This is a genomic window from Devosia sp. 1635 (assembly GCF_013185955.1).
Classification (GTDB): domain Bacteria; phylum Pseudomonadota; class Alphaproteobacteria; order Rhizobiales; family Devosiaceae; genus Devosia.
Genome location: NZ_JABAOM010000002.1, coordinates 716,101 through 733,878 on the forward strand (window position 1 = coordinate 716,101; position 17,778 = coordinate 733,878).

Genomic DNA, 17,778 nt, shown 5'->3' on the forward strand with positions numbered 1-17,778 from the left:
GATTCGATCATGACCCAGACTTCCGCGGCTGCTTCCCCTCAACCAGCCAATTCGCGCTCCCGCGTTCTGCTCGCGAGTCTGGTCGGCACCACGATCGAGTTCTACGACTTCTACGTCTACGCGACGGCGGCCGTTCTGGTGTTCCCGCACCTGTTCTTTCCTGCCGGCAATGAGACCACAGCCCTTCTGGCGTCCTTCGCCGTATTCGGCGCCGCCATGGTTGCCCGGCCGCTCGGCGCCGTATTCTTTGGCCATCTCGGGGACAGGAAGGGCCGCAAAACCACATTGGTTGCGGCCCTGCTGACCATGGGTCTGGCGACCTTCCTGATCGGGGTGCTACCGACCTATGCAATGGTCGGCTGGCTCGCGCCGGCATTGCTGGTGGTCCTCCGGCTGGCGCAGGGCTTTGCGCTGGGCGGGGAATGGAGCGGCGCTGCCTTGGTCGCCACTGAAAACGCACCCAAGGGCAAGCGCGCGCTCTTTGGCACCTTCCCCCAGCTTGGCGCCCCGCTCGGCTTCATCATCGCCAACGGCCTCTTCCTGATCATCGCGGCCATGCTGCCCTCCGATGATCCCTCCCGCCCCTCGCTGGCCTTCCTCGACTGGGGTTGGCGTATTCCCTTCCTGTTTTCAGCCGTGATGGTGGTGGTCGGCCTCTGGGTCCGGCTCAACCTGGTGGAAAGCAGTGCCTTCGAGAAAACGGTCAAGACCGGCCAGGTCCGCAAGATGCCGCTCGTCACCGTCCTGCAGCAGAATATGCGCGAACTGGTGCTCGGCACCTTCTACATGCTGGCGACCTATGTGCTGTTCTACCTGATGACGACCTTCTCGCTGAGCTATGGTCGCGCCGCCATCGACGCCGCCGTGCCGGGGCTTGGCTACCAGTATTCGACCTTTGTGCTGATGATGATCGTTGGCGTCGTGTTCTTCGGCATCTTCACCCTGGTGTCCGGCCCCTGGGCCGATCGCTTTGGCCGCCGCAAGACGCTGATCTGGGTGACGCTCGCCATCGCCGTCTTTGGTTTGCTCTGGGTGCCCTTGCTCAACGCCGGCTTTGTCGGCGTCATGGCCTGGCTCATCATCGGCTTTACGCTGATGGGGCTGACGTTCGGCCCAATGGGCGCGCTGCTGCCGGAGCTGTTTCCCGCCAATGTGCGCTATACCGGCTCTGGCATTTCCTACAATGTCTCCTCGATCCTCGGCGCCGCCCTCGCCCCTTTTGTGGCTGTGGCCCTGTGGAGTGCCGGCGACGGCAGCCCGTTCTGGGTCGGCGTTTATCTCACGGCCATGGCGGCCCTGACCTTGATTGCCCTGCTGCTCGGGCGCGAAACCAAGGATGTCGATATCGAGGCTTAAGCCCGCAGCCACGCCCCGCGGCCATTCCAGCCGAGGCTAACGACCGGTTTGCGCTGCAAGCCGCTGCAAGGCACAACAGAGGATGACAGGTTACCCGCCAAATGCAATCGGCGCCCCCAGGGGAGCGCCGAAGCCAAGAGCGGATCTGCCAAGCGCCTGTGGCGCCCTGCCGATCAGTTGAAGCGGTAGCGCAGCGTGCCGCGCACTTCGTGCAGCCAGTTGTTCTCCGAATGAACATTGGCGGGGAAGTCAGCACCATTGTCGAGATCGGCAATGTAAACGCCGCGATAGCCCACATCGGCAACGACGGCACCGAAGTCATAGCCCACGCCGACCATACCGGCCGCAGCAAAGCTGGTGTTCTCGCCCGATGGAACCGGGAAGCCGTTGGAAGCCTCGATCGAGGATTCGTTGAAGGCCGCACCGGCACCAGCGCCGACATAACCAAAGGCGCCGCCGGCAGCGTTGTAGCCAAAACCATCGCCGCCCAGCGAGAAGTCGTAGTAAACGTTGGCCAGCGCGATGGTGGAGCGCAGCCCCAGTTCGTAATCGCCGGCGTCGCCGGTGGCGATCAGCCCATCATTGGAAACGTAGTCGACAGTCGCGTCAAAGCGCAGTCCGGTGCCCGTCTCGAAGCCGAGACCCGCGCCGACGCTGTAGCCGTAGCCGGCTTCATCAACGGAGAAGGTTTCTTCTTCGGGAGTGACACCGCAGATCACGCAGTCGATGCCATAGGCTTCCTTCGTCCAGAAGGCGTTACCCGCCGCGCTGCCGCGCAGGTAGAACGAGCCCTGCACGCCGTAATCGACGTCCGGGATTTCAACAACAGGCGGGTATTCGGGGAAGTCGGCCGCCAGTGCGGGGCCGGCGATTGCAGTGGCTGCTGCCACCAGCACCGCAGCGGAAAGCATGCGCATGATCAAGAAGTCCTTCGGTTGCCACGACACCAGTCGATTGACGCCCAATATCGAACAACATTCTTAAAGGGCGCTTAACCCTGCGGCTTAACCCTAACGATTGGTGATTATCTATCGAAACAAGAACGCCGGCACGGAGCCGGCGTTCTGAACTCGTTTGTGACTGGCGTGTGGCCTAGGCGACTGCCTGAATTGCGGCCTCGATTTGCCCCACTGCCGAGGTGACCAGAGCAGCATCGTCAGCCTCGCCCATCACCCGGATCACCGGCTCGGTGCCCGACTCACGGATCACCAGCCGGCCCCCGCTACCCAGCATTGCCTTGGCGTCGGCCACGGCCTGCATCACCTGCTTGTCCTCGAGCGGCTTGCCGGTCTTGAAGCGCACGCTGCGCAGCAGCTGCGGCACCTTCTCAAAGCGCGTGCACACTTCCGAAATCGGCAAGGAGCGCTGCTTGAGCACCGCGAGCAGCTGCAGGGCCGCGACCAGCCCGTCGCCCGTGGTGGTGAAATCGGAAAGAATGATATGGCCGGACTGTTCACCGCCCACATTGAAGCCCTTCGTGCGCATGGCTTCGAGCACATATCGATCCCCCACCTGGGTACGCTCGAGCGTCAGCCCCAGGGAGGTGAGATAACGTTCAAGCCCAAGATTGGACATCACAGTGGCGACGATCCCGCCGCCGGCCAGCATTTCCCGTTCCATCCAGCTCTGGGCGATTACCGCCATGAACTGGTCGCCATCCACCACCTGGCCCTTTTCATCGATGATGATGACGCGGTCCGCGTCGCCATCCAGCGCAATGCCGATATCGGCGCGCACTTCACGCACCTTGGCTGCCACCGCTTCAGGCGCCGTGGAGCCGACCTTGTAGTTGATGTTGAAGCCATCAGGCTCGGCGCCAATGGTGAACACCTCAGCACCCAATTCCCAAAGGGCAATCGGCGCTACCTTGTAGGCCGCGCCATTGGCGCAATCGAGCACGACGCGCAGGCCCGTCAGGTCGATATTCCGTGGCAGGGTGCGCTTGGCGTATTCGATATAGCGGGTGCGCGCTTCCTCATCGCGATGCGCCCGACCGATCTCGCGGCCATGGGCGAGGAACTGGCTCATGTCGCCGTCGATGAGGCTCTCGATCTCCGCTTCGACCTCGTCGCTGAGCTTATAGCCATCCGGCCGGAACAGCTTGATGCCGTTGTCATCATAGGGATTGTGCGAGGCTGAAATCATCACGCCGAGATCGGCGCGCAGCGAGCGCGTCAGCATGGCAACGGCGGGTGTTGGCATTGGGCCCAACAGATACACATCCATGCCCACGGCGGTGAAACCTGCGGTCAGGGCGTTCTCGATCATGTAGCCAGAACGCCTGGTGTCCTTGCCGATCACCACGCGATTGCGGTGTTCCCCGCGCACAAATTTCTGGCCCGCAGCCATGCCCACCTTGAGGGCCAGCTCCGGGGTGAGCTTGCTGCCATTGGCCAAGCCGCGAATGCCATCAGTGCCGAAATATTTTCTGGCCATTGCTTTGCCCTGTCTGCGCGCTGTCATGCGCATAATTTATCGCACAACCGTTAAGGACGCTTTTCGGCGGAAAAGCGGTGACCGGCAATACATAAAAGGGCCGCCTCGCGGCGACCCTTGGTGTCAGTGTCAGCTATTGGGCTGAGGCTCCAGCCCGCCCTCGGGCGGCGCATCGGGCCGCTTCTTTGGGGACTTGCCGGCAGCGGGGACGCCCGACGCCTTGGGCGCCGATGGGCCGCTGTCGTCCGGACGAACCGGCTGGTGCCCATCCATCAGGGCCCGCAGTTCATCGCCGGTCAGCGTTTCATATTCAAGCAGGGCCTGGGCCACCGCTTCAAACTGATCCACATGGTTGCGGATGATATCGCGGGCAGCCTGCTCGCCATCCTCGATCAGCTTGCGCACTTCCTGGTCGATCAGCTTGGCCGTGTCGTCCGACATATTGTTGGACTGGGTCATGGAATGACCGATGAACACTTCCTGCTCGCTCGACTTGTAGCGCACGCGGCCAAGCTTTTCGCTCATGCCCCACTCCATCACCATGGAACGAGCCAGGCTCGTCGCCATCTGGATGTCGCCCGAAGCACCCGAGGTCACTTTCTCGGGGCCGAACTTGTAGATCTCGGCTTCGCGGCCGCCAAACAGCATGGTCAGGCGTGCCAGGGCCTTTTCCCGGCTAAACGAATAGCTGTCGCTTTCGGGCAGGGTCATCACCATGCCCAAGGCACGGCCACGCGGAATGATCGTCGCCTTGTGGATGGGGTCGATCCCCGCCACCTTGAGCGCAATGATCGCATGGCCCGCTTCGTGGTAAGCCGTAAGCTTTTTTTCGTCCTCGGACATGGCCATGGTGCGGCGCTCGGCGCCCATCATGATCTTGTCCTTGGCGTCTTCGAACTCGGCATGGGTGACAAAGCGTTTGTTGCGCCGTGCCGCCATCAAAGCCGCCTCGTTGACGAGGTTCATCAGATCCGCACCCGAAAAGCCGGGCGTACCACGGGCCAACACCTTGAGGTCCACATCGGGAGCCAGCGGCACCTTACGCACATGGACCTTGAGCACCTTCTCGCGGCCCGCAACATCGGGATTGGGCACAACGACCTGGCGGTCAAAGCGACCGGGACGCAGCAGGGCCGGATCAAGCACGTCGGGGCGGTTGGTCGCCGCGATCAGGATGATGCCTTCATTGGCTTCAAAGCCGTCCATCTCCACCAGCAACTGGTTGAGGGTCTGCTCGCGCTCGTCGTTACCACCGCCGAGACCGGCGCCACGCTGGCGGCCGACGGCGTCGATTTCGTCGATGAAGATAATGCAAGGAGCGTTCTTCTTGGCCTGCTCGAACATGTCGCGCACGCGGCTGGCGCCAACGCCCACGAACATTTCCACGAAGTCGGAACCCGAAATGGTGAAGAAGGGCACATTGGCTTCGCCGGCGACCGAACGGGCCAGCAAGGTCTTACCAGTACCGGGAGGGCCGACCAGCAGCACGCCGCGCGGGATACGGCCACCCAGGCGCTGGAATTTGCCAGGGTCGCGCAGGAATTCGACGATTTCTTCTAGGTCCTGCTTGGCTTCATCAACGCCAGCGACGTCCTCGAAGGTCACCTTGCCATGCGACTCGGTCAGCAGCTTGGCGCGCGACTTGCCAAAGCCCATCGCACCACCACGGCCACCGCCCTGCATCTGCCGGATAAAGAAGAACCAGACGCCGATGATGACGATGAACGGGAGCCAGGAGCTCAGCAGCACTGACCAGAACGGGCTCGATTCGGGAGCGCGCGCCGTGATCGACACGCCGCGATCCTCGAGGCGGCTGATCACATCGGCGCCAGCCGGCATCACGGTTTCAAAGCGGGTGCCATCATTGAGCACGCCCGAAACGACGTCATTGGTGATGGTCACGCTTTGCACGCGCCCGCCTTCGACGTCGGATACGAATTGGCTGTAGCTCTTGTCGGCGACCGAAATGGAGCGGGTGGAAGACTGGAAGACCTGGAACAGGCCCATCAGCATAAAAAGAATAACTAGCCAAATGGCAAAGTTGCGGAAGTTTCCGTTCATCAAACCTGTCCCGGAGAGACCGACGCAACCAAGCTGCCGGTGTTAGCGCCGAATGTATGATCGGCATTGGGGCGTTACAAGGGCACTGCTGCTAGCCTTGCGCCTCGTCGTCTAGTCATTTTGTCGCGACGGGTTAACGCCTCCCTCACGACAAAAGCGGGCAAACTTGCTCAGTCCACCAGCAGTTGCACGCGAATTCGCTCGTCGAACGACCACCCTCCCAACGACAACACGCCACCCTGTGCATCCCTGACAATGGGTGCTGTGCGGATGGCTTCGGCGGGCGCGGTCACCTTGAAGCCCAGGAATTCCTCGAGCCGGTGCCGCGGCAGGTAATCGGACACGCCCGCGGTTAAGCCCGGCTCGTCCGAGCCATTGGTGATCAGGAATCGCTCGTCCCAGACGAGCTCGGTGCCGGGCGGCAGGGCCAGATCGGGCGGCAATACCCGGCCCGGCTCGCGCGCCACTGCGACGGCACCGTCCTTTTCGCGCACCACGCAACCCAGCAGTGTCGTCGCCTTGCCATGGGTGCCAGATGCCAGCGCCTGCTGCAGCCGTTCCACCTGCCCGAGAGCCCGCGGCTTCTGCCGTCCGCCCACAATGTTGAGTACCCGTCCCAGCACCCGCACCGCGAGGGCGGGGCTCAGCGCCAGCAGCGGCTCGCGCTCGATCCGCGCGGATCCAAAACCATCCAGCCGCACCATCGTCTGGAATGCGCCATCGGCCATCTGGGCCAGCGCCCGGTCGGCTTCCCCCATCCGCTCGGCAAACAAGGCGAGGGTTTCGCTATCGAGGCCCAGCGCTTCGAACTGCGGCATGGCCTTGCGCCAGCGCACCCGCTCGTAATGTTCGTCGTTGTTGGAGGGGTCTTGGGCGGGCACCAAACCGGCTTCGCCCACCACTTGGTGCAGCGCCTTGGGATCGAGCCCCAGCAAGGGCCGATGCACCCGCACCCCCTCGACAACCGACATGTCGGCCATCCCGCGCAGCCCTTCGAGCCCGCTGCGATGGGCCAATCGCATCAGCACGGTTTCGGCTTGATCCAGCCGATGATGCGCCGTCAGCAGCACCTCAACGCCGTCTTCAGCCATTGCCTGGCCCATCAAGCGATAGCGCGCTGCCCGCGCCGCTTCCTGCAAGGCGGTGCGTGGCTTGTCGCCCGTCCAAACCAGACCGCGAGCCGGAACGCCCAGTTGTTCGGCGACCCCGAGCACCATCGCGACCTCCGCCCCGGCCTCGGGGCGCAAGCCGTGATCAACGCAATAAACCTGCAAGGCCGGCGCCGCGGCACCCAGGCTTGCCGCCCAGCGCTGCGCCAGCAGCAGCAGCGCCAAACTGTCGGCACCGCCCGAAACCGCCAAACCAATGGCCCGCTCGCCGGCAACCGCCGCAAACAAGGCCTGCAATGTTGCTGGATCGTCCAGCGGCGGAATTAAGCGGGTGGGCATTCGGCCTTGGTCTTTTCCGCCGCGAGCCGCGCCGCAAAGGCGGGGGTCAGCGTCGTGTAGCGCCGCTCGATTTCCGCATACGTCCGGCAGGCAGTTTCCCGCTCGTCGGCCCCGGCAAGCGAAACGCCGAGGCGCAGCAACAGGTCGGGCGAACGCGGGCTGTCGGGCGCTTTCTGGAACGCGTCCAGCAACACTTCTGCGGCCTCGTCATAAGCCTCACGCTGGATCAGCGCTTCCCCCAGCCAGTTGGCGGCGTCCGTCGCCTGGGCATTGTCAGGGTATAGCTCGATGAACTGGCTGAACTGGTCTTCGGCAAAGGCATAATCGCCGCGAACAATGGCTTCATAGCCCGCGGTGAACTGCGCATCCGCATCGGAATCCCCGGTAGCGGTGGCCTCCGGATCATAGCTCAAATCCAGCGGCTGGCCGGTGGCGAGGTCCACACTGCCCCCCTGCCCCGTGCCGGCCAGCGGATCATCGGAAGTGCCAACGCTGCCATCATCAAAGGTCGGGTCGAACTCGGCCTCTCCCGGCAGCGGCCGCACGCCCTGTGGTGGAATTTCGGTCGAGGGAGCCGCGCTGCTTTGGGCAGGTGCTGGGGGCGCAGCGCCGCCAGTGCCAAGTCCCTGCAAGCGTGCATTGGTTTCTTCCGCCTGCCGCTCGATCAGGGTCTGCATCTGCGTCAGCTGAAAAGTCAGCCCTTCGATCTGTCCGTTGAGCGAGCGCACCTGCTCTTCCAACTGCTGCACCCGCACTGCCAACTGGGCGGTATCGGCCGCTTGCGCCACATGCACCCGGGTTGGCTGCGCATTGGTGAGCGTCAGCCCGCCCAACTCAGCCGGTGGAAAGGCTTGCGCCTCGGCCCGGCTTTGCAGGCTCGTGCCCAGCAGCAGCGCACAGGCCGCTGCCAGGGCAGTGCGGCCCTTGGATTGCAACAGGGGGATCTTCAATGGGGAGCCTCCGGTGTGTTCTCTGCGTCGCTTGGTGCCGACATGGTGATCGAGGCAAAGCGAGTAAAGGCCAACTTTGGTGAAAACAAAGCGCCGGAGCCACAAAGGGCGTCCGGCGCTTCTGGATGCCGGCCGGGGCCGGGTCATTTGGGCCTGGTGAACCAGGCCCGCTACTTATTGAACGACGGTGACCGCGCGGCGGTTCTGGCTCCAGCAGGAGATGTCGTTACAGATCGCGACGGGGCGCTCCTTGCCGAACGACTTGGAGGTGATGCGCTGGGCATTGACGCCACGCGACACGAGATAGTTCACCACCACCGAAGCGCGGCGTGCGCCCAGGGCGATGTTGTATTCGCGGGTGCCACGCTCGTCGGCATGGCCCTCGATCATGATGCGGTAGTTGCTGTACTGGTTGAGCCAGGCGGCCTGCTTGTCGAGGGTCGCGGCGGCTTCGGTGGTCAGCGAAGAAGAGTCGGTTTCAAAGAACACGCGGTCGCCAACCGAAACCAGGAATTCCTGCTGGCTGCCCGGCGCGCCGCCGCCCGGGCCGAGATTGCCCACGCCGGTCATCATTGCGTTATCGGGCGTACGCGAACACGCCGCTATCGCGACGACGAAAAGCAGCATTGCGGCGGCGCGCAACGCGGTGGTGATCGGTGCAAGGGACAGCATCCGGAAAAAGCTCCTGAAAGGCAATAATTCTAGGTACGGCATTTACCGTGCTTATTCTTAAGGCCGGGTTCCAAGTCGTGGTTAATTGAAGCTTAACGGGGCGCGAATGTGGCGGAAACGCGGGCTTTTTCCGGCTGCGTCATTCCTGCTACAGCGCTTGGTGAACTGGTCGTATGGTTAAACGCGCCGGGGCTCTACTGCCCCGGCCGCGTAGTAGAAAGCTTGCGCCTTAGCTGCGCAGCCCGGACCAGGCGGGGTCGGACGCATAGCTTTCGGTGGGGATGGTCTGGAGGTTGCGGCCCCAGATATCGACGCTCTGCAGCTTGGGGCCGTCATTGCCACCGGGATCTTGGAAGAACATGATCACGCGGCCATTGGGCGCCCAGGTCGGACCTTCCGCATGGAAGGTTGAATGCAGCATGCGCTCGCCCGAACCATCGGGGTTCATGATGCCGATATTGAACTGCCCGCCCGACTGGCGCGTAAAGGCGATCAGATCGCCCTTGGGTGACCAGACGGGCGTCGAGTACAAGCCTTGGCCATAGGAAATGCGCTGCGGGTTACCCCCGCCCGAGCTCATCATATAGATCTGGGGCGAACCGCCGCGATCGCTTTCAAACACGATCCGGCTGCCATCGGGCGAATAGGATGGACCCGTATCGATCGCCGCGCCCGAGGTGAGCTGCACCGGCTGGCCGCCACTCGTGCTCACGGCATAGATATTGGTCGCTCCACCCTGCTCCACGGAAAACGCCACCGTGCCGCCATCGGGTGAGAACCGGGGCGCAAAGGTCATGGCGCCTAGCGAAGCCAGCCGCTGCTGCCGCCCGCTCGACAGCTGCAGCAGATAGACCTGCGGATTGCCGTCCTCGAAGTTGAGGTAAGTGATCAGGTCATTATTGGCCGAGATGCGCGGCGTCAGCGCCAGCGTGCGCCCATCGGTCAGGTACTGCGGATTAGCGCCATCCTGGTCCATGATCGCGAGGCGCTTGACCCTGTTCGCCTTGGGACCGCTTTCGGCCACATAAACCACGCGGGTATCGAAATAGCCGCTGCCACCGGTCAGCGCCTCATAGATGGCGTCCGAAATGATATGGGCGACGCGTCGCGCGCTGTTGGGATCGGTGTTGTAGCTCTTGCCCACCACCTGGGCGCCCTGCTGGGTGTCCCACACGCGCACCGAAGACGCGATCTGGCCGCCGCGGTCCACCGCACCCATGACGAGCGCGGTCACATTGGCCGTGCGCCAGGTGTTGAAATCGGGCGTGGCATTGACGTCCCCGACCTGTACCGGCAACGACGCCGGATCGAGCGGCAGGAACAAGCCCGAGCGGCGCAGATTGGCGCGCACGATCTCGGCCGTTTCGCGCCCAAAGCTTGGGTCCGAGGAGGCAAAATCGGGGATGGCGATCGGCAGTGGCTGGAAATTGGCGCCCTCGACCGTGATGTTGAGCTGTGCCTGGGCAGTGCTGGCGGTGGCGAGGGCCAGCCCGCCGGCAACGCCGAGCTTGAGGGCGCTGCGCCGGGTTAAACGGGTCATTTCAGTCTCCATTCATGCCATTCACCGGCATCTTGCCGGGGAAAGGCGCGCTTCAAGGACGTCACGGACGCAACGTGACATTGATATTCTGCCATTGGTCATAGGAAGCCGCCGACAACATGCTGTAGGGCCCGCAGCCTGCCACGGCGCTCACGGCCTTCTGGGCAATGGTGATCGCTTCAGGCTGCTCGCTAACCGAAACAATTCGAGGCACATCCGCCAGCGAGCCATCCTGATTCAACCGCATATTGACCACCACCTGCGCGCTGCTGATCTGCTCATTGGGGAGCAGGTTCCAGCATTGCTTGATCTTGGCGACCAGCGCACCGATTTCGGTCTGGCTCAGCGTCGCCGAGGTTCCACTAGTGTCGCCCAGCGTCGGTGAACCGCCACTACCGGTGGTGGCGCCGGTGGAAGTATCCTTGTTGATGATGGCCGAAATATCATCAGCCAGCGAAGCATCGAGTTGCTCGCCCGCTTGCTGCTTTTCGGCTGCCTGTGCCGCAGCCTGGCGCTTGCGCTGGGCTTCGGCTTCCGCTTTGGCCTTGGCATCGGCTTCGGACTTGGCCTTGGCTTCCGCCACCCGCTTGCGTTCTTCTTCCTCGCGCTTCTTGCGCTCTGCTTCGGCGGCCGCAAACTGCTGGCGCTTCTGCTCGAGATTGGTTGGACGCGATGCAGGCACCGGCGCCGCGACTGCCGGCTCGGCAGGCTCAGGCGTGGGTTCGGGCTCCGGGGTGGGCTCGGGCGTCGGCTCGGGTGCAGGTTCTGGCTCAGGCGCTGGTTCTGGCTCCGGCGCGGGTTCTGGCGTCGGCTCAGGCTCCGGCTCTGGCTCAGGCGTTGGCACCGGCTCGGGCGGCGTCGGCCGCGTCGCGGGCGTCGGCGGCACCGGCGCTGGCGTTGGCTCGGGCTCCGGCAGCGGTTCGGGCTCGGGCTCCGGCTCAGGCAGGAGTTCTGGTTCTGGCGCAGGAGCGGGCGCCGGGGTCGGTTCGGGCACGGGCTCGGGTTCAGGCTCCGGTTCCGGCGCAGTCTCGGGTTGAGGCGCCGAATTGGTCACCGGCATCGGCACCGGCCGATCAGCCTCTTGCGGCGTCGGCTGGTCTTCTTGCGTATTCCCAGTTGGCTGCGCGACCTCGGCAGGCTCATCGGATTCCACCACGGCTGGCGTGTCGGTTTCCACCACCGTGCTGTTGAGCGAGCCCATGCGGATCGCCGCAAAATCGCTGATGGGGACGAGGTCCACGGCGATGGCGTCTTCCACCACGGTCATAGGCTCGGCCATGCCGAGATTGACCAGGCCAATCGTCAGCACGGCAAGGTGGGCAGCGATGGAAGCGACAAGACCGGTGCGCATTGGCCCGACTAATTTTCCTGTTGCGTGATAAGGCCGATCTTGGTGTAGCCACCAGCCGACAGCAGCCCCATGACCCGCATCACCGCGCCGTAATTGGCGGTGGTGTCCCCCCGAAGAAAGATACGATCCTCGGTGCCATTGACGGCCTGCTGCGACACCGTCGCGACGAGGTCCGCTTCACTGACGGGATCCTCACCCACAAAGATGGCGCCCTCGGGCGTGACTGCCACGGTGATAGGCTGGGTCTGGCTCGAGAGCTCGCCGGCAGCCGTACGCGGCAGGTCGATCGGTACGCCAGCCGTCATCATCGGTGCTGCCACCATGAAGATGATCAGCAGCACCAGCATCACATCCACCATCGGCGTGATGTTGATTTCGCTCATTACCGCTTTCTTGCGGCCGCGCCGACGACGCCCGCCGCCGCCGCCGCCTGAAGCTACGCCCATGCCCATGTCAGCGGCTCCGCGCTTCGAGTTGGCGGCTCAGAATGGTGGAGAACTCGTCGGCAAAGCCTTCGAGCCGCCCGATCATCTTGCCCGCATCAGCGGAAAGCTTGTTGTAGGCGATAACCGCGGGGATAGCGGCCACGAGGCCAATGGCCGTTGCAAACAGCGCCTCGGCAATGGGGCCGGCCACAACAGCCAGATTGGTGTTTGACGACGCGGCAATGGCGGTGAACGCATTCATGATGCCCCACACCGTGCCGAACAGGCCGATAAAGGGGCCGGCGGAGCCAACAGTGGCCAAAAAGCCGAGCCGCTTTTCGAGGTTCTCGCTTTCGCGCGAAATGGCGACATCGAGCACCTTGTCGAGCCGCTGCTGCATGCCGACGAAAGAAGCCGCGTTCTGCTCGTGGCTGCGCTTCCATTCCTTCATTGCGGCAACAAACACGGCGCCTAGCCCACCCGAAGTGCGCTCGGACTGCTGCTGGTACAGCTCCTCCAGCGATTGCCCCGACCAGAAGGTGCGCTCGAAGCGGTTCATCTCCGCCTGCATGCGGCGATAAGTGAGGGTCTTGTCTATGATAATGGCCCAGCACCAGACCGAGGCCGCAAGCAAGCCCAGCATCACTGACTTCACGATCCAGTCGGCCGCCCAGAACAGGCCCCAAATAGATAAGTCCGTGTGCGGCGCTACTGCGCCCACCGCATCCATGGCTTCCATGTCGTGATCCTTCTGGCTGGCCTCTTGCTGCCGGCCCGTGCACCCGTGGCGATGGGGCCCAAATCTGTCAAAATTAAGAGAAAAGCCTTGCCTAACGGAGCGTTGAGAGCACCGGTGCAAGTACTACTCTTTCTGTGACTCGATTATGGTCAAGAAGAGGTTAACAAACCGCCCACCGCCGCCATGCGACGCCACGCCGCGCTAATCGGCCAGGGCGCGCAGTGCTGCCGGCAGCCGTGTCGGCTTGCCGCCCATGTTGATCGCCACCACGACGACCTGGGAATCGACCAGCAGTTCGGCGTCGCGCCACACGCCTTGGCTCAACTGCAGGCGCGCGCCGCTTGCCCCTGCCACCAGCGTTTCCACCCGCAGCACATCATCGATGTGCGCGGCCGCCCGGAAGTCGAGCTGCATGCTACGTACGGCAAAGGCCAGCCCTTCCCGGCCCAGTTCGGCATGGTGGATGCCTTGCGCCCGCAGCAACTCGGTGCGCGCCCGCTCCATGAACTTGAGGTAAGCGGCATGGTACACATTGCCGGAGAAATCGGTGTCCTCATAATAGACCCGAACAGCAAAAACATGCGGCTCAGCCATGGCGCAACCGGCTGATCTGGCGGATCTTCCGGCTCACGGCTCCTCGGGCTCCTCGAACAAGGTTGCTTGCGTCCCGATAAAGCCCTGCGGCACGCTCTTGCCCAGGTGCTGGAAGGCTGTGCCCGTCAGCATTCGCCCCCGAGAAGTGCGCTGTATGAAACCTTGCTGGATCAGATAAGGCTCGACAATCTCCTCGATCGCGTCACGCGGCTCGCTCAGCGCTGCGGCAATGGTCTCGATCCCTACGGGCCCCCCGCCATAGAAATCGGCAATCATCGTCAGATAGCGCCGATCCAGTTGATCGAGCCCGCGGGCATCCACGTCGAGCCGCAACAAGGCCTTGTCGGCAATCGCCCGCGTGATCTCGCTCGAGCCCTCGACCAGCGCAAAATCCGTTACCCGCCGCAACAGCCGGCCGGCAATGCGGGGTGTCCCGCGCGAACGGCGCGCGATCTCCAGCGCGCCGTCGGGCGCCATCGGCGTGCCCAACAGCCGGGCGCCGCGCTGCACGATCTGCACCAGCTCTTCGGGCGTATAAAAATTGAGGCGCACGGGAATGCCGAAGCGATCCCGCAGCGGCGTGGTCAACAAGCCCGCCCGCGTCGTCGCGCCCACCAGTGTGAACCGCGCCAGATCGATCCGCACCGAGCGTGCCGCCGGCCCCTCCCCGATGATCAGGTCAAGCTGGAAATCCTCCATCGCGGGATACAACACCTCCTCGATCGCGGGATTGAGCCGATGGATCTCGTCGATAAACAGCACATCGCGATCTTCGAGATTGGTCAGGAGTGCCGCCAGATCCCCGGCCTTGGCGATCACCGGGCCCGAAGTCGCGCGAAAACCCACCCCAAGCTCGCGCGAGATGATCTGCGCCAGCGTGGTCTTGCCCAGCCCTGGTGGGCCAACGAACAACACATGGTCGAGCGCCGCACCGCGCTTCTTGGCGGCCTCGATGAACACCTCAAGATTGGCACGCGCCGCCGCCTGCCCGACAAATTCCGAAAAGCCGGACGGGCGCAGTGCCACATCCAGTGGCTCATCGCGCCCGGCAACGGGAGAAGTAAGATCGGTCAAACGGATGCCCTGACTTGCGTTAGCGGGAGCACCATGGCTGTCTCCAACATCATGTTCGCCGGCTCAGCGCTGGCGGCGGAGCGGCTCGGAAAGACCATCACTGGCTCAACTCGCGCAGGCCCAGCCGGATCAGCTTTTCGGTCGCGGTATCATCCCCCTCACGGGCCACAACCCGCGCCAGGGCGGCGGAAGCTTGCGCCCCCGAATACCCCAGATTGACCAAAGCGGAAACTGCATCGGCTACATTCCCGCTAGCTGTTCCCTCGCCTAAGGCGGTCTGCAGCCCGAGCGTGCCCGCGTCAATGCCCCCGCCCTGCGGCGCCTTGCCCTTGAGCTCGGTCACCAATCGCAACGCCAGCTTGGGCCCAACCCCATTGGCCCGCCCGATCATCGCCTTGTCACCTAGTGCAATAGCGCTCGACAATTCCGATGGTGACAGGGCGGACAGGATCCCAAGCGCCACCCGCGCGCCAACGCCCTGCACGGTCATGAGGAGGTTGAACCAGTCCTTTTCGGCTTCGCTGCCAAAGCCATAAAGCCGGATCATGTCTTCGCGCACCACGGTTTCGATGAACACCACGGTTGCTTCCCCGACCCGGGGCAATCCCTGCAAAGTGCGCGACGAGCAAAAGGCCTCGTAGCAGACCCCTCCCACATCGATGAGCACATGATCATCGCCAAAGCTGTCGACGGCACCCTTGAGCTTGCCGATCATGCGCTCATCCGTGCCCGTTGCGCCGCAACCCGATGATGGGCATGGCAGATCGCGATGGCGAGCGCGTCGGCCGCGTCGGCGCCCTTGATCTTGGCCGTGGGCAGCAAGGTCTTGACCATCAGCGCCACCTGTTCCTTTTCCGCGTGCCCGGTGCCTACGATCGATTTCTTGACGAGATTGGTGGCATATTCCGCCACCGGAATGCCGCGATGGGCCGGCGTCATCAGCGCCACCCCCCTCGCCTGTCCCAGGATCAGCGCCGAGCGTGGTCCCGAGTTCACGAAGGTTTCTTCCACCGCCGCCTCATCGGGCGCAAACCGCTCCAGCAGGTCCAACAACTCCGTAAAAAGGACCGCGAGGCGCTGCGCCAATTCGCCTTCCGTGGGCGGAGTGACCGTGCCGCAGGCGATGAATTGCAGCTTGTTGCCTTGGGTTTCGATTACCCCCCAACCGCAGCGCCGCAGTCCTGGATCGATGCCGATGATTCGCACTGGTGGTGTCATGTTTCACCCATACCTGAAGGCGCTTCTCCTACCAAGCAGAAGTGAACAAAGCAGCAACGGAGCCCTGTGGAAGAAGCGACACGCGTAAAATTCCACCCATTGCACAAACCCCATTTTCAAGAAGCGCCTTCTAGGTTCGGCAATGTTCATGAAGGGGCATTAACTTATGAGCTGTGACCTGGTTTGCTGCGCCCCTTTGGCGCCGCGACGCTTCTGTGCATTGCCGCGCCTGACCGCGTTATCCCGCCCTGGGCACTCGCTCGCTTCTGCGCTCACCACCTATGGGCAGCGCCCGGAAAGGTGGGTAGCCAATGGCTAGCCCTTGTCAGGATAGCATCGGGGGGAGCGGCTCACGTACCTGGTCGAGCGTCACCCGCTGGACCGTGTTCGGCACCTTGGGCTGCGTCCTGGTTTCCGTCGGGTTCAATGCCCTGCTATTTGAAAATCTAGGTGGTGCAGCGCTGCAACGGGCGATGATCAGCGCTACGGTGCTACCCATCTTCCTGGGCGTGCCGCTGCTTTTTCTCCTGAGCTTGCGGCTGCGGCGCCTTGCCATTGCCAATCGCCGGCTGGGCATGGTCGCCCGCACGGACAGCCTCACCTCTTGTCTGAATCGCGGCGCCTTCACCGCCCAGGTGACGACGCAGTTGGCGCGCGCCGGCAGCACCCCGGGCGGTGCCTTGCTAGTGATCGACGCCGACAACTTTAAATCCATCAACGATCGGTTCGGCCACGATGCCGGCGACCTTGCCCTGACGGTGATCGCCCGGGCGATCCGCTCGGTGCTGCGGGCGGGAGATCTGGTGGGGCGGATGGGCGGCGAGGAATTTGGCGTGTTCCTGCCGGGCGTCGATGCCGACATCACTCGCGCTATTGCCGAACGCATCCGCAGCGCGGTCAATGAAGCTGAATTCGTGCCGCGCGGCACCGTACAAGCCCTGTCCGTCAGCATTGGTGGCGCTGTGTTCGGCAGCGCCATCGGTTTTTCCGAATTGTTCCGGGTTGCCGATCAGCGCCTTTATGACGCCAAGCAAACCGGCCGCAATCGCGTGACGATCGTCGCGGCCGATCAGTTCTTCCCCCAGGCCCTGCAACGCGCCTGAGGAACCTTGTCGAGGCTTAGTCGGCCAGCTTGGCCATGTCCTCGTCGCTCATCTCGAAGTTCGAATAAACATTCTGCACGTCATCGTCTTCTTCGAGCGCAGCGATCAACTTCATCAGCGTCGCGCCCTTGTCGGCATCGATGGGGGTATTGGTCTGCGGCTTCCACACGGCCTTGACTGATTCTGCTTCGCCCAGTGCCTTTTCCAGCGCGGCGGCCACTTCCACCATCGCCTCAAAGCTCGTGTAGATATAGTGGCCCTCTTCGTCGCTTTCGACGTCATCGGCGCCTGCCTCGATGGCGGCTTCCATGATCTCATCGGCACTGCCGGCGCTTGCCGGATAGGTGATCTCGCCAACCTTGTCGAACATGAACCCGACCGAGTTGGTTTCCCCCATCGCGCCACCATTCTTGGAGAAGTAGGAGCGCACATTGGAGGCGGTGCGATTGCGATTGTCGGTCAGCGTTTCCACGATGATCGCGACGCCACCTGGGCCATAGCCCTCGTAGCGGATTTCGTCATAGTTCTCGCCGTCGCTGCCGATCGCCTTCTTGATAGCGCGATCGATGTTGTCCTTGGGCATGGACTGGGCGCGCGCATTGGTCACCGCCAGGCGCAACCGGGAATTGAAAGCCGGATCGGGCATTCCCATCTTGGCGGCCACCGTGATTTCGCGCGCCAGCTTGGAAAAGACCTTGGAACGCACCGCATCGCTTTTGCCTTTGCGGTGCATGATGTTCTTGGCATGTGAATGGCCGGCCATCGGTCAGTCCTTGGGGTGTGGTGTTGTTGTGGTGGCGCGTTATAGGCA

Annotated in this window: 17 protein-coding genes; 2 read left to right on the forward strand and 15 right to left on the reverse strand. The window is 63.2% G+C overall.

The genetic code is table 11. The features are described from left to right. Nucleotides 1-9 precede the first annotated feature (9 nt). On the forward strand, nucleotides 10-1,356 hold the full coding sequence (locus HRU92_RS10300) for an MFS transporter (RefSeq protein ID WP_172124107.1): 1,347 nt from the start codon (nucleotides 10-12) through the stop codon (nucleotides 1,354-1,356). 173 nt (nucleotides 1,357-1,529) lie between these two features. On the opposite strand, the gene HRU92_RS10305 is transcribed toward HRU92_RS10300, so the two are convergent. From HRU92_RS10305 to ruvC, 14 genes are all read right to left on the reverse strand, one after another. Continuing rightward, on the reverse strand, nucleotides 1,530-2,273 hold the full coding sequence (locus HRU92_RS10305) for a hypothetical protein (RefSeq protein WP_127753948.1): 744 nt from the start codon (nucleotides 2,271-2,273) through the stop codon (nucleotides 1,530-1,532). A 175-nt stretch (nucleotides 2,274-2,448) separates the two neighbouring features. Further along, a complete protein-coding gene (glmM, locus tag HRU92_RS10310; protein ID WP_172124109.1) occupies nucleotides 2,449-3,792 on the reverse strand; it encodes a phosphoglucosamine mutase in 1,344 nt (447 codons plus the stop codon). Between the two features lie 129 nt (nucleotides 3,793-3,921). Next, entirely contained in the window at nucleotides 3,922-5,853 is a 1,932-nt protein-coding gene (gene ftsH, locus HRU92_RS10315; protein WP_127753950.1) for an ATP-dependent zinc metalloprotease FtsH, read from the reverse strand. Nucleotides 5,854-6,023: 170 nt separating this feature from the next. Next, nucleotides 6,024-7,301 carry a tRNA lysidine(34) synthetase TilS gene (tilS, locus tag HRU92_RS10320; RefSeq protein ID WP_172124111.1) on the reverse strand — a complete coding sequence of 426 codons (1,278 nt, stop codon included), beginning with the start codon at nucleotides 7,299-7,301 and terminating at the stop codon, nucleotides 6,024-6,026. Then, nucleotides 7,286-8,251, reverse strand: coding sequence for a tol-pal system protein YbgF (gene ybgF / locus HRU92_RS10325; RefSeq protein ID WP_172124113.1), 966 nt, complete (start codon nucleotides 8,249-8,251; stop codon nucleotides 7,286-7,288). The genes tilS and ybgF overlap by 16 nt, the downstream gene beginning before the upstream one ends. Nucleotides 8,252-8,425: 174 nt before the next feature. Further along, on the reverse strand, nucleotides 8,426-8,923 hold the full coding sequence (pal, locus tag HRU92_RS10330; protein ID WP_127753953.1) for a peptidoglycan-associated lipoprotein Pal: 498 nt from the start codon (nucleotides 8,921-8,923) through the stop codon (nucleotides 8,426-8,428). Nucleotides 8,924-9,152: 229 nt separating this feature from the next. After that, the gene (gene tolB / locus HRU92_RS10335) at nucleotides 9,153-10,463 is read right to left on the reverse strand and encodes a Tol-Pal system beta propeller repeat protein TolB (protein WP_248305116.1); all 1,311 of its coding nucleotides are present in this window, start codon (nucleotides 10,461-10,463) and stop codon (nucleotides 9,153-9,155) included. A 61-nt stretch (nucleotides 10,464-10,524) separates the two neighbouring features. Further along, on the reverse strand, nucleotides 10,525-11,814 hold the full coding sequence (locus HRU92_RS20365) for a hypothetical protein (protein WP_210258561.1): 1,290 nt from the start codon (nucleotides 11,812-11,814) through the stop codon (nucleotides 10,525-10,527). Nucleotides 11,815-11,822: 8 nt separating this feature from the next. Continuing rightward, complete coding sequence (gene tolR, locus HRU92_RS10345; protein ID WP_172124115.1) at nucleotides 11,823-12,266, reverse strand: protein TolR; 444 nt, start codon at nucleotides 12,264-12,266, stop codon at nucleotides 11,823-11,825. 1 nt (nucleotide 12,267) lies between these two features. Then, nucleotides 12,268-12,969 (reverse strand): protein TolQ, encoded by a 702-nt coding sequence (gene tolQ, locus HRU92_RS10350; RefSeq protein ID WP_127755285.1) that lies wholly within the window; start codon nucleotides 12,967-12,969, stop codon nucleotides 12,268-12,270. Nucleotides 12,970-13,179: 210 nt separating this feature from the next. Continuing rightward, complete coding sequence (gene ybgC / locus HRU92_RS10355; RefSeq protein ID WP_172124117.1) at nucleotides 13,180-13,572, reverse strand: tol-pal system-associated acyl-CoA thioesterase; 393 nt, start codon at nucleotides 13,570-13,572, stop codon at nucleotides 13,180-13,182. Nucleotides 13,573-13,605: 33 nt separating this feature from the next. Further along, a complete protein-coding gene (gene ruvB / locus HRU92_RS10360; RefSeq protein ID WP_248305348.1) occupies nucleotides 13,606-14,604 on the reverse strand; it encodes a Holliday junction branch migration DNA helicase RuvB in 999 nt (332 codons plus the stop codon). Between the two features lie 139 nt (nucleotides 14,605-14,743). Next, a complete protein-coding gene (gene ruvA, locus HRU92_RS10365) occupies nucleotides 14,744-15,361 on the reverse strand; it encodes a Holliday junction branch migration protein RuvA (protein ID WP_173088127.1) in 618 nt (205 codons plus the stop codon). Next, nucleotides 15,358-15,864: a crossover junction endodeoxyribonuclease RuvC gene (gene ruvC / locus HRU92_RS10370; RefSeq protein ID WP_172124119.1), complete on the reverse strand. Its 507-nt coding sequence runs from the start codon at nucleotides 15,862-15,864 to the stop codon at nucleotides 15,358-15,360. Before ruvC ends, ruvA begins: the two co-directional genes overlap by 4 nt. Nucleotides 15,865-16,175: 311 nt before the next feature. Between ruvC and HRU92_RS10375 the strand changes: the two genes are divergently transcribed. After that, on the forward strand, nucleotides 16,176-16,967 hold the full coding sequence (locus tag HRU92_RS10375; RefSeq protein WP_172124121.1) for a GGDEF domain-containing protein: 792 nt from the start codon (nucleotides 16,176-16,178) through the stop codon (nucleotides 16,965-16,967). A 16-nt stretch (nucleotides 16,968-16,983) separates the two neighbouring features. Here the strand turns inward: HRU92_RS10375 and HRU92_RS10380 are convergent, their stop codons facing one another. After that, nucleotides 16,984-17,730, reverse strand: coding sequence for a YebC/PmpR family DNA-binding transcriptional regulator (locus HRU92_RS10380; protein ID WP_173088129.1), 747 nt, complete (start codon nucleotides 17,728-17,730; stop codon nucleotides 16,984-16,986). Between the last annotated feature and the right edge of the window lie 48 nt (nucleotides 17,731-17,778).

What these genes read in the sequence shown, in the direction of transcription:
- glmM (WP_172124109.1), bottom strand. Translation starts at nt 3,792, where the DNA reads ATGGCCAGAAAATATTTCGGCACTGATGGCATTCGCGGCTTGGCCAAT.
- HRU92_RS20365 (WP_210258561.1), bottom strand. Translation starts at nt 11,814, where the DNA reads ATGCGCACCGGTCTTGTCGCTTCCATCGCTGCCCACCTTGCCGTGCTG.
- tolQ (WP_127755285.1), bottom strand. Translation starts at nt 12,969, where the DNA reads ATGGATGCGGTGGGCGCAGTAGCGCCGCACACGGACTTATCTATTTGG.
- HRU92_RS10300 (WP_172124107.1), top strand. Translation starts at nt 10, where the DNA reads ATGACCCAGACTTCCGCGGCTGCTTCCCCTCAACCAGCCAATTCGCGC.
- ruvC (WP_172124119.1), bottom strand. Translation starts at nt 15,864, where the DNA reads ATGACACCACCAGTGCGAATCATCGGCATCGATCCAGGACTGCGGCGC.
- ruvA (WP_173088127.1), bottom strand. Translation starts at nt 15,361, where the DNA reads ATGATCGGCAAGCTCAAGGGTGCCGTCGACAGCTTTGGCGATGATCAT.
- tilS (WP_172124111.1), bottom strand. Translation starts at nt 7,301, where the DNA reads ATGCCCACCCGCTTAATTCCGCCGCTGGACGATCCAGCAACATTGCAG.
- pal (WP_127753953.1), bottom strand. Translation starts at nt 8,923, where the DNA reads ATGCTGTCCCTTGCACCGATCACCACCGCGTTGCGCGCCGCCGCAATG.
- HRU92_RS10305 (WP_127753948.1), bottom strand. Translation starts at nt 2,273, where the DNA reads ATGCGCATGCTTTCCGCTGCGGTGCTGGTGGCAGCAGCCACTGCAATC.
- ftsH (WP_127753950.1), bottom strand. Translation starts at nt 5,853, where the DNA reads ATGAACGGAAACTTCCGCAACTTTGCCATTTGGCTAGTTATTCTTTTT.
- HRU92_RS10380 (WP_173088129.1), bottom strand. Translation starts at nt 17,730, where the DNA reads ATGGCCGGCCATTCACATGCCAAGAACATCATGCACCGCAAAGGCAAA.
- tolB (WP_248305116.1), bottom strand. Translation starts at nt 10,463, where the DNA reads ATGACCCGTTTAACCCGGCGCAGCGCCCTCAAGCTCGGCGTTGCCGGC.
- HRU92_RS10375 (WP_172124121.1), top strand. Translation starts at nt 16,176, where the DNA reads ATGGCTAGCCCTTGTCAGGATAGCATCGGGGGGAGCGGCTCACGTACC.
- ybgC (WP_172124117.1), bottom strand. Translation starts at nt 13,572, where the DNA reads ATGGCTGAGCCGCATGTTTTTGCTGTTCGGGTCTATTATGAGGACACC.
- tolR (WP_172124115.1), bottom strand. Translation starts at nt 12,266, where the DNA reads ATGGGCATGGGCGTAGCTTCAGGCGGCGGCGGCGGCGGGCGTCGTCGG.